This is a genomic window from Halomonas sp. I1, from assembly GCF_032334135.1.
GTDB lineage: Bacteria > Pseudomonadota > Gammaproteobacteria > Pseudomonadales > Halomonadaceae > Halomonas.
Map to the genome: position 1 here is coordinate 68876 of NZ_JAVXUS010000003.1, position 11133 is coordinate 80008.

Genomic DNA, 11133 nt, shown 5'->3' on the forward strand with positions numbered 1-11133 from the left:
CCTTAGTAGGTGCGAACTTTCGGCTCGAACATGTCGACGGTCTTGGGCGCGAAGTTGACCTCGCGCTGCCCCAGGCGCTTCTCTGCCGGGAAGTACATCGAATGCTTGAGCCAGTTGGCATCGTCGCGATCCGGATAATCGTAGCGAGAGTGCGCACCACGACTTTCCTTGCGCTCCAGGGCCGCGATGGCGGTGGCCTCGGCGACCTCCATCAGGTTATCCAGTTCCAGCGCCTCGACACGCGCCGTGTTGAAGGCATTGGACTTGTCCGGCAGATAGGCATTGGCGATCCGCTCGCGCAACTCGGCCAGCTGCTGAACGCCCTTCTGCATGTTGTCCTCCTGACGGAAGACACCGAAATCACTCTGCATGATCTCCTGCAGGGCACGCTTGAGCTCGGGTACGGTTTCTCCGCCTTCGGACTCGTTCCAGCGATTGATCCGACGCATGGCGGCCTCGATATCGTCATCGCTGGCCGCAAGGTAGTCGATCCCTTCGTTGAGGGCACTTTCGATGAACATGCCGGCGGCACGCCCGAACACCACAAGATCGAGCAGCGAATTGCCGCCCAGTCGATTGGCCCCATGCACGGAGACGCACGCTGCCTCGCCCACGGCATACAGGCCGTTGACGATCTGGTCGTTGCCATCGGCATCCTGAGCGATGGCCTGGCCATGCACGTTGGTGGCCACCCCTCCCATCATGTAGTGGCAGGTCGGCACCACCGGGATCGGCTCCTTGGCCGGATCCACGTGGGCGAAGGTCTTGGACAGCTCGACGATGCCCGGCAGACGCTTGCCGAGTACCTCTTCGCCGAGATGGTCCAGCTTGAGGTAGACGTGATCGCCGTTCTCGCCGCAACCACGCCCCTCGAGGATTTCCATGACCATGGAACGCGCGACCACGTCGCGACCGGCCAGGTCCTTGGCATTCGGGGCATAACGCTCCATGAAGCGTTCGCCATCCTTGTTGACCAGATAGCCCCCCTCGCCACGACAGCCTTCAGTCACCAGCACGCCGGCGCCATAGATACCGGTGGGATGGAACTGCCACATTTCCATGTCCTGCATCGGGATGCCGGCACGCAGCGCCATACCGATACCATCGCCGGTATTGATCAAGGCGTTGGTGGTGGACGAATAGATACGCCCGGAGCCGCCGGTGGCCAGGACGGTAGCCTTGGCCTTGACATGCACGACCTCACCGGTCTCGATGTCCATGGCGATGCAGCCCACCACGTCACCATTGGCGTTCTTGACCAGGTCGACGGCGTACCACTCATTGAGGAAGGTGGTATTGTTCTTCAAGTTGTTCTGGTAAAGGGTATGCAGCAGCGCATGGCCGGTACGGTCGGCCGCCGCACAGGTCCGGGCCGCCTGGCCGCCCTTGCCGAAGTCCTTGGACTGGCCACCGAAGGGGCGCTGATAGATACGCCCGTTCTCGAAACGCGAGAACGGCAGCCCCATGTGCTCGAGTTCGAAGACTGCCTTGGGGCCCTCGGAGCACATGTACTCGGCCGCTTCCTGGTCGGTGATGTAATCGCCGCCCTTGACGGTGTCGTACATGTGCCAGCGCCAGTCATCCTCGGGATCGGCCGAGGCGATGGCGCAGGTGATTCCCCCCTGAGCAGAGACGGTGTGCGAGCGGGTCGGGAAGACCTTGGACAGCACAGCGGTCTTCTTGCCGGACTTAGCCAGCTCAAGGGCGGCCCGCATGCCGGAACCGCCGCCGCCGATGATGATGGCGTCGAATGTCAGACTACGCATGTTGGACATGGATCAGGCTCCCCACAGAACTTGGATGCCCCAGACCAGGAACACGAAGATGGCCAGGATGATGATGGACTGGGCGGCGACACGGATGCCGGTCGGCTTGATGTAGTCGGTGGTCACGGTCCACAGACCGACCCAGGCATGAGCCGCCAGCGACACGAAGGCCAGCAGCGAGAAGATCCGCATCCAGGTCTGGGAGAACAGGCCACTCCAGGCAGCATAATCCAGCCCCGGGGAAAACAGCAGGTAGCCGACGATGAAGAGTGTATAGAGGGCCAACACAATGGCCGAGGCACGCTGCACGAGCCAGTCGGAAAGCCCGCTGCGGCCGAGGTTCGTGATATTGGTTACCATACCCAGACTCCCGCCAGAATGATCAGGACCGCACTCACCACCACGGTGATCTGCGCCTTCTTGACGCCACCCTCGAGGGTCACGCCGATGTCGATGTCCATCAGCAGGTGCTTGATACCGGCCACGAAGTGGAAAGCCAGTGCGGACAGCAGCCCCCAGGCGATCAGCTTCGCCAGGAAGTTGCTGGCCAGAGCATTCTGCACGGTCGCGAAGCCTTCGGCCGACGACAGCGACGCATCCAGCGCCCAGAAGCCGAAGATCAATCCGATGAAGAGAATGACGCCGGTAATGCGATGCGCAATGGACGTCAAGGCGGGAAGGGGGAACTGTATCGTGGACAGATCCAGATTTACGGGTCGTTTGCTATTCACGGCTCTATACACACTCTCTTGGCCCGCCGCTGGGCGCTTGGGCATGCCCCGAAGCGGGCGGTGGTTTCGGGAAGGGGCAATACGTGACCGACGCGGTCACGTATTGCCGTTTCCTGCCAGTCGCGGAACAAGATTATAGGGTCCTGCCCCATTCGTGACAAATCGCCCCTCGTCCAAACGACCATGACGAAGGGCGTCAAACCGAAAAATTTCGCCTGTTCGAGTCCCCCTTCTTCTCCGTCCCGACAGACCATCCGAAGGCCGCGTCATGCATGGTGCGAAGCACCATTTCATGTACAAACCCCATACAACACAAGCAAATAGGTAACACTAATGGCGCCGATAGACCAATTGACAATCACGAAGACGCTTCTATAGTGGGCGAACCTTTTTGCTGGCAAGTCCTGCGAGATAGCGACTTATCGGCTCATCAAGAACACGTAGAGGAGGCCATCATGGCTGACAGGAAAGCGACTTTGACGGTAGAGGGCCTAGACAAGCCGATCGAACTGCCGATCTACTCCGGCACTCGCGGGCCGGACGTGATCGACGTTCGCGGCCTGGGCTCGGAAGGTCTCTTCACCTACGATCCCGGCTTCATGGCCACCTCTTCGTGCCAGTCCGCCATTACCTACATCGATGGCGGCAAGGGCATGCTGCTCCATCGTGGCTACCCCATCGATGAGCTGGCCAAGCATTCCGACTTCGTCGAACTCTGCTACCTGCTGATGTTCGGCGAGCTGCCGAGCAAGGACGAGTATGACGCATTCACGAATCGCGTTACCTCGCACACCATGGTGCACGAACAGCTGGCCAACTTTTTCAAGGGCTTCCGCCGCGACGCCCACCCAATGTCGATCCTGTGCGGCGTGGTCGGCGGCCTGGCGGCCTTCTACCATGACCATCTGGACATCACCAAGCAGGAAGATCGCGAGATCAGCGCCATTCGCCTGATCGCCAAGATGCCGACGCTCGCGGCGATGTCCTACAAATACAACATCGGCCAACCCTTCAATTATCCTCGCAATGACCTGAACTATGCAGAGAATTTCCTCTACATGATGTTCAGCAACCCCTGCGAGGGCTACCAGATCAACCCGGTGTTCGCCAAGGCCATGGATCGCATCTTCATGCTCCATGCCGACCACGAGCAGAATGCCTCCACGTCCACGGTTCGCCTGGCAGGCTCCACCGGTGCCAACCCCTTCGCCTGCATCAGCGCCGGCATCGCCGCCCTCTGGGGCCCGGCTCACGGCGGCGCCAATGAGGCGGTACTGAACATGCTCGACGAGATCGGCGACGAAAGCGAAGAGAACATCCAGCGCTTCGTCGATCGCGCCAAGGACAAGGACGACCCCTTCAAGCTGATGGGCTTCGGTCACCGGGTCTACCGCAACTTCGACCCACGCGCCAAGGTCATGAAGGAGACCTGCGACGAGGTACTGGCACAACTTGGCCGCGCCGACGACCCACAGCTCAGGATCGCCAAGCGCCTCGAGCAGATCGCTCTGGAAGACGAATACTTCATCGACCGCAAGCTGTATCCGAACGTCGACTTCTACTCGGGCATCATCCTCAAGGCCATGGGCATTCCGAAGAACATGTTCACCGTCATCTTCGCGGTGTCACGCACCATCGGCTGGATCTCCCACTGGCACGAGATGATCAGCGACAGCTACAAGATCGGACGTCCGCGCCAGCTCTACGTGGGCCACGACAAGCGCGACTATCCCACCAAGTGATACCGCAACGAGGACGTGACGCGTACTGATCGAAGGCCACCCCCGCGGTGGCCTTTCTCGTGTTACCGACACCACCCGACAGCCCCCGCCAACCTCTGAACCCAGGAGTGTCACATGAGCCAGACAATCAGCCGTATCGCCTTCATCGGCCTCGGCGTCATGGGTTACCCCATGGCCGGTCACTTGGCCAGGGCCGGTCTCGAGGCCCACGTCTACAATCGCACGATGTCAAAGGCCGACGCCTGGGTCGAACGCTTCGGCGGCCATCGTCACGCCACACCACGCCAGGCCGCCGAGCAGGCCGACCTGGTACTGCTCTGCGTGGGCAACGATGACGATGTCCGACACGTCACCCTGGGCGACGATGGCGTCCTGCACGGGATGCAAGCAGGTAGCCTGCTGGTCGACCACACCACGGCGTCTGCCCGATTGGCGGAAACCCTCGACACGGCCTGTCGCGAACGCGGTATTGGCTTTCTCGATGCTCCGGTGTCCGGTGGTCAGCAGGGCGCCGAGAACGGCGCCCTGACCATCATGTGCGGCGGTGCCGACGCCGACTTCGCTCTGGTCGAGCCCTTGCTCGCCCACTATGCCCGCGCCATCAACCTGATGGGGCCTGCCGGCAGCGGCCAACTGACCAAGATGGTCAATCAGGTCTGTATCGCTGGCCTGATCCAGGGGCTCTCGGAAGGGTTGCACTTCGCCGAACGGGCCGGGCTCGACCAAACCCGGGTCATGGAGGTTATCTCGCAGGGTGCAGCAGGCTCGTGGCAGATGGAGAACCGCCATCGCACCATGATCGACGACGAGTACGACCACGGCTTCGCGATCGACTGGATGCGCAAGGACCTGGCCATCTGCCTGGAGCAGGCACGCCACCTCCAGGCACGCCTTCCCGTCACCGCCCTGGTGGATCAATTCTATGCCGACCTCCAGGCCATGGGAGGAGGACGCTGGGATACCTCCGCCCTGCTGCGACGACTGCGCGCCTTCGACTGAATAGTGTCTCAAACCATGTCTCAGGGGGCATCCCATGCCCCCGCTTGGCTCGCCCGCTTGCCTTGAAGCCTTTTCCACACATTCTGTGGATAACCCTGTTCAAAACCTTTCCAAAACGTCCCTGAATCGCCATGAACAGCGGCTCGCTCTTAAATTGATCAATTTTTAACCCAACAACAACCGACTGATTTTATTAGAATTTCTCAGGAAGCCCGGTACCACGCGGGCTGGCAGCGGGTCACTGCCGGCTATCACACTGAAAGAACAAGGAACGTGGACAAGTCAAGCCCGAAAACGGGTTTTGCGACCTCGAGTGAGACGCATGCTCATGCAAAAGACGGCACCGATGACAGGGCAATCGATACCGGTACGGCATGCCTACGACAAGACCGCTCATCAATCGATGGCGAAAGGAAGACATCACGCAGGATGAAAGGAGAAATAGGAGTGGCGTCCCATAGGGGGTTCGAACCCCTGTTACCGCCGTGAAAGGGCGGTGTCCTGGACCACTAGACGAATGGGACGCATCGACTTCGAAGCGAGATGGTGGTGGAGCCTAGCGGGATCGAACCGCTGACCTCAACACTGCCAGTGTTGCGCTCTCCCAGCTGAGCTAAGGCCCCACATCTCGTGAAGACGGGACGTATAGTACTCACAACCCGCCCCTTCGTCAATAGTTTTTCAGAGGGAAGGACGAAGAAGGAAGAGGGAAGACTGGAGCCCTTTCTCCCTCTTCGAGGCGCGAAGCGCCATTCTTCCTTCTTCAAGCTTCAAGCGGCGCAGCCGCGTCTTACAGCTCTCTATACGCTTTCTCGAAGCGCTTGGTCTGCTTCTTGGAGACACCGCCCAGCACCTCGATAGCGTGGCGCAGGCGAGCCCGGGTCATGTCGGACCCCAGGATGGCCATGGCATCCATGACCGAGGTACTCGATGGTGAGCCGGTGATGGCGATGAAGACCGGCGCCAGGAAGTCTTTCATCTTGAGCTCGAAATGAGCAGACAAGGCCTTCACTTCACCGAGCAGAGCTTCCTTGTTCCAGGTCGGCACGCCCTCGAAACGCCAGACCAGGAACTGCAACAGCTTGAGCAAGGGCTCGCGCTCGAGTTTGACCTGGCCGAAGCTTTGCTCGTCGATAGCCGGCAGCCCCGAGAAGAAGTGCCCCGCGAGAGGCATCACCTCGGAGAGTGTCTCGACCCTCGGGCGTACCTGCGGCAGGATCTCGCGCACATAGGACTCGTTGAAGGCCCATTCCTTCAGCGCTTCCAGCAGCGCATCATCATCGAGATCCTCACGAATATAGAGCCCGTTGAGCCAGGTCAACTTCTGCAGGTCGAAGACCGGCCCACCCAACGAGACGCGCTGGATATCGAAATGGGCCATCATCTCGTCGAGGGTGAATTTTTCCCGCTCGTCGGGCATCGACCAGCCCATGCGACCCAGGTAGTTGGCCACCGCCTGCGGCAGAAAGCCCATGCGCCGATAATAGTTGATCGACGTAGGATTCTTGCGCTTGGAAAGCTTGGACTTGTCCGGGTTACGCAACAGCGGCATGTGGCACAGTGCCGGCATCGGCCACCCGAAATACTCATAGAGCAGTTGATGCTTCGGGGCGGAATTGATCCACTCTTCACCACGCAATACATGCGTGATGCCCATCAGATGGTCATCGACCACGTTGGCCAGATGATAGGTCGGCATGCCATCCGACTTGAGAAGGATCTGCGCATCCACCTGCGCCCAGTCCACCTCGATGGTGCCACGCAGCATGTCCTCGACCACACAGGTCCCGACGGCCGGCACCTTCATACGCACCACATGCGGCCATCCCTCACGCTCGCGACGCGCCACCTCTTCCTCGGGCAAGGCCAGGTCATCGGGCTTCAAGGCCAGGTGCAGGCCAGCAGCCTTGCGCTCCTCTCGCAACGCATCGAGCTCTTCGCTGGTGCGATAACACTTGAAGGCATGGCCGGCGTCGAGCAACTGCCGAGCATACTCGGCATAGATATCGCCGCGCTCACTCTGGCGATAGGGCCCATGAGGCCCGCCTACATCCGGCCCTTCATCCCACTCGAGCCCAAGCCAGCGAAGGGAGTCGAGTATCATCTGCTCGGACTCGGCAGTAGAGCGCAGACGGTCGGTATCTTCGATGCGCAGGATGAACTGACCACCGTGCTGACGAGCGAAGCACAGGTTGAACAGGGCAATATAAGCCGTACCCACATGGGGATCCCCGGTGGGAGACGGCGCGATACGAGTACGTACGGTCATGTCGTCCTAGGTCCGATCGATGAAAAAGAGACCCTGGCATCAGGGCAATTGGCCGCATTATACCCACCCGACAGCACATCCGCAGGGGGATTCGGGTCCGCCCCCCCTGACAAAGGGCAGCGGCGCCTCCCCCGGCATTCGCTCACGAGCACATTGGCATTTTTCCAACCAGTGGTTGCAGCGTTGATGCACGTTATTGCACAGTTCAAGCGGATCACGGAGGATGCCCCTCCCTCAGCCCATAGACAGGACGCTCACATGGATACTCTCGGTCCACGAATCAAGCAACTGCGGATGGAGGCCCAACTCAACAAGGCTGCCCTGGCTCGCCGAGTCGGTGTCTCCGACGTCACCATATCCTATTGGGAGTCCGGCACTATCAAGCAGATCGGACACGAACGCCTGGTCGCCCTGGCCAGGGCACTGGGGTGCCCCCTTTCCGCCTTGCTGGACGGCAGTAAGGAAAGCCCCCGGCCCGAAGCCCTCACCGCCCAACGCTCACATCCGCTACCCTGGGAAGCCGACAGGTTCGGGGGCAACGCATTGCGTTCCGCACACACGGCTCACGAGGGGTGCCATCTGGTTTCCCCCGCTCCGGGGTCCGACTTCGATTTTCTGGGCCCGGAAGACCTGGCCGGGATTCTCCCCGTCACGGACTTCGAGCAACCGGGGCTCTACCTCATCGAGCTCGACGACCAGTTGGCGATTCGGCACGTCTACCGGAACGCTCAAGGGAAATTGCTCGGCCAGGCTCAGGATGACCGACACCCCGAGACGCCACTGTCTCCCGACCGCCTTCTGGGAAAGCTGGTCGCGCTCTGGCGGCGCCATTCCGTGTGACATGCCGACTCATTCCATGGGAGCCATCTCGACACCGCCAGGTGTGATACGCAGAGGCCACTGCATCTCGACGACCTGCCCCTGACCATGCTCAGTTGTCACGACCCGAGGTCCGCCAAGGTGTTCCCCTTTCTGTCCCAGCCGTGCCTTGACGGATGCTGGCTGAACACTGACGGGCGGCATCGTCACGCGAACGCGGTAAGCACCTTCCGGAAGACCGCTTCCCGGCCCGAAGGGGCCTGCAACAAAACCGCCCTCTTCAACCACGACACTTTCCCGCCAGCTCACGCCACTGGCATCCCGTTCCGCGATCACCCGCAACCGGGTGTCCGGCGGCAGGTTGGTTGTCCCCTCGACCATCAGGCGACTCGCCTCATCCAGTCGTATCGATGCGCTAAAAGCGACATCCTGATCGAAGGGCTCTGGCTCGACGGCAGCTGTCGTGCTGTTTTCCTCGGGCTGCGCAACCCCACCGAGGCGTTCACCAGACTCGTTGCCCTGTTCTTCGCCGTTGCCACAACCTGCCAGCAACGACAGCATGATGCCCGCCACGACTCGACGCCATCCTTTCATGCACGCTTCCTCGAACCCGGGATGAACTGCCAGAGTAGCACTCCACCCCCGCCCCTTCCGACACATTGATGAAGGCCACGACGCTGCAGGTCCGTGCCAATCTTGCTGCGGACGGTCGACACGATCTCGAAAGCGGGCCGGAAAAGGCCCACCCACACGACGCGAAATGAGCCATTAACCCGGCAAGCTTTTATGTCGAGTGAATCGCGGCACAGGGACGTGCCGCCGCCGGCCGTCAGGCCGGCGCAAGCCCGCGCCACACCAGAAGATCCACGCATCTTCGCCAGCGTGGTGCGGGCGACAATCCAATAGATCAGGACGATCTATTGGATTGCCAGGTTAATGGTCAAGCGTATTCAGCATCGTGAGCACTGACGTCTTGGACTTGAGGGGTACCTGCTGATGCAGGCGGGTCGACAGTTCACGCACGGTAATCAACCCGCGAATCTGTCGATGTGCACTGTCCCGCACCAGGCAATAGGGCTCGCCTGCTTCACGCAGGGTCGCCACCAGATCCGCTACCGTAGCGTTTTCCAGATCCTCATAGTCGAGTGCCGGCATGGCCGAGCGGGTCAGCATCAGATCGGCAGCGGTCAAACTCGCGCGCCCGATACCGAGAGTCGTCTGGGCGGCGATCAGGTTCTGTTCCGAAAGGCGCTCCCGGGACAGCAATCCGATGAACTCCCGCTGATGATCGACCACCAGCTTGCAATCCACCTGTTGGGTCTCCATCAGGTCGGAAGCCCAGAGGGCCGGCGTCGAGGCACTGATCGCACGGGGACGATGCTGACGGAAGTCCATCATCAGGCTCAGTGCCGGCGAGTGTCCTTCGATATCGAAGAATTCCTGTGGGGTGACCAGATGATCGGCGATATCGAGTCGTGACAAGGGCAAGAATTTCATTTGGCAAACCTCTGAAGAGTCCGCACTGGCATCTACCGGAGCGCGGCGCATTCTCGAAAACGGCTCATGACGAGCCCGATTGTCGGAAAGAAACCTTCAGAGGTAGCGTGGCGGCGCCCGGATGGACTGGGACGTTCGCCGCCGCAGGCCATCTCTCGCCGAGGGAGAAACCTGACCCGTTGCCGAGACAGCCCACGACGCAGTAAAGACGGGAGCAGGAGGCTCGTCGAGATCCCCATCGTGGGCATCCGTCAGTATCGCCTCGGGGTTGAGGCTATCCCACGAAAAGGCCGCCTGCGTCTTGCCTGATGCCGATATGCCTTCCGCGCCCGCTGCCGACGTCGGCAACATGGCCCCGAAGGCCAGGAATGCCAGACAGATAGCAAGGAAGCGGCGCATAGACAGACTCATCAGCCGGTGGAGGCACTCGAGTACATACCAGGACTCACCACGCTACTTCAACGACCTTATAAGCACAAGAAGGTTCCATGCCTGCCATGTCATCGTGGCCACCCAGCAACGACTCACCACCGCAGTCCCACGCATCGGAAAGCCGCTCGATGCGGCCGGCATGTCATCTCATACCCGACTCTCGTTGAGGCTTCAGCCCTCCCCCAGCCTCTCAGGCATAAAAAGCGCTCTACACTCACACGAGACGCCCTTGTCTATGCCGAATCGCCCTTCTTTCGTACAATACCCGCCATCAGTCACCGCGCTTCCGAAATACCGGCAGTGATGTACCTCCGGCCTGTCGACAACGGGCTTCACGAAAACCTGGTACACCAGGACCGATATCAAGTGGTACGAGTCTCACTGTGATCGGACGAGCTCCATCACAAAGGTTAACGAACGGCTATGTCGACAAACGATTCTCTTTCCGCGGCCCGTCGGTTCAGTGTCGCACCGATGATGGACTGGACGACAAACCCCATGTGAACTGGGCTTCAAGAGGGCTTGGTACACTGCTGGTACACTCCGCATTCACTCCACGTCATCAGCTTGCGCTGCACACCTCAAGGCATGACGCTATGCTGGCCGTAGGCCCAAGGAGAATGACGCCATGCCCACCCAGCCCCGCACATACCCACCCCGCACCCTCACGCCCGAGCAGATCGTCGAGCGGCTGCGTCATCGGCCATACGACCGCGCTGCCAGGGAGGCGGCGGATTTGATCGAGGAGCTGCTGCGGAAGGCGTGACGCGACATGCCGTCCTTGGCGGCGGCGCACTCCGTGTGCGTCGCATGCTGTGGGCGTCACATCCCGAGCATAGCCATATCACCCGGGGCGCGCTGTGAGATGACGCCGAACT

General features: G+C 60.7%; 10 protein-coding genes and 2 tRNA genes. 4 read left to right on the forward strand and 8 right to left on the reverse strand.

Features of this window, described 5'->3' with window-relative positions:
- Window positions 1-2: 2 nt before the first annotated feature.
- The 3 genes from sdhA to sdhC are packed head-to-tail and all read right to left on the reverse strand — an operon-like array spanning window position 3 to window position 2497.
- Window positions 3-1775: a succinate dehydrogenase flavoprotein subunit gene (gene sdhA, locus RSO41_RS05770; RefSeq protein WP_275286955.1), complete on the reverse strand. Its 1773-nt coding sequence runs from the start codon at window positions 1773-1775 to the stop codon at window positions 3-5.
- 3 nt (window positions 1776-1778) lie between these two features.
- On the reverse strand, window positions 1779-2126 hold the full coding sequence (sdhD, locus tag RSO41_RS05775; RefSeq protein ID WP_315618123.1) for a succinate dehydrogenase, hydrophobic membrane anchor protein: 348 nt from the start codon (window positions 2124-2126) through the stop codon (window positions 1779-1781).
- Window positions 2120-2497 (reverse strand): succinate dehydrogenase, cytochrome b556 subunit, encoded by a 378-nt coding sequence (sdhC, locus tag RSO41_RS05780; protein WP_315618124.1) that lies wholly within the window; start codon window positions 2495-2497, stop codon window positions 2120-2122. Before sdhC ends, sdhD begins: the two co-directional genes overlap by 7 nt.
- A gap of 455 nt (window positions 2498-2952) precedes the next feature.
- On the opposite strand from sdhC, the gene gltA reads away from it, so the two are divergent.
- Window positions 2953-4239 (forward strand): citrate synthase, encoded by a 1287-nt coding sequence (gene gltA, locus RSO41_RS05785; RefSeq protein WP_315618125.1) that lies wholly within the window; start codon window positions 2953-2955, stop codon window positions 4237-4239.
- A 114-nt stretch (window positions 4240-4353) separates the two neighbouring features.
- On the forward strand, window positions 4354-5238 hold the full coding sequence (locus tag RSO41_RS05790; RefSeq protein WP_315618126.1) for an NAD(P)-dependent oxidoreductase: 885 nt from the start codon (window positions 4354-4356) through the stop codon (window positions 5236-5238).
- A gap of 448 nt (window positions 5239-5686) precedes the next feature.
- On the opposite strand, the gene RSO41_RS05795 is transcribed toward RSO41_RS05790, so the two are convergent.
- The 3 genes from RSO41_RS05795 to gltX all read right to left on the reverse strand — a co-directional run bounded on the left by RSO41_RS05795 (window position 5687) and on the right by gltX (window position 7507).
- Window positions 5687-5762: transfer RNA gene (locus RSO41_RS05795), tRNA-Glu, on the reverse strand.
- Window positions 5763-5785: 23 nt separating this feature from the next.
- Window positions 5786-5861: transfer RNA gene (locus tag RSO41_RS05800), tRNA-Ala, on the reverse strand.
- A gap of 167 nt (window positions 5862-6028) precedes the next feature.
- On the reverse strand, window positions 6029-7507 hold the full coding sequence (gene gltX, locus RSO41_RS05805) for a glutamate--tRNA ligase (protein ID WP_315618127.1): 1479 nt from the start codon (window positions 7505-7507) through the stop codon (window positions 6029-6031).
- 258 nt (window positions 7508-7765) lie between these two features.
- On the opposite strand from gltX, the gene RSO41_RS05810 reads away from it, so the two are divergent.
- A complete protein-coding gene (locus RSO41_RS05810; protein ID WP_315618128.1) occupies window positions 7766-8347 on the forward strand; it encodes a helix-turn-helix transcriptional regulator in 582 nt (193 codons plus the stop codon).
- A gap of 9 nt (window positions 8348-8356) precedes the next feature.
- Here the strand turns inward: RSO41_RS05810 and RSO41_RS05815 are convergent, their stop codons facing one another.
- Entirely contained in the window at window positions 8357-8920 is a 564-nt protein-coding gene (locus RSO41_RS05815) for a hypothetical protein (protein WP_315618129.1), read from the reverse strand.
- Between the two features lie 339 nt (window positions 8921-9259).
- On the reverse strand, window positions 9260-9823 hold the full coding sequence (locus RSO41_RS05820) for a hypothetical protein (RefSeq protein WP_315618130.1): 564 nt from the start codon (window positions 9821-9823) through the stop codon (window positions 9260-9262).
- Between the two features lie 1060 nt (window positions 9824-10883).
- Between RSO41_RS05820 and RSO41_RS05825 the strand changes: the two genes are divergently transcribed.
- Window positions 10884-11021 (forward strand): hypothetical protein, encoded by a 138-nt coding sequence (locus RSO41_RS05825; protein WP_315618131.1) that lies wholly within the window; start codon window positions 10884-10886, stop codon window positions 11019-11021.
- Window positions 11022-11133: the final 112 nt, after the last annotated feature.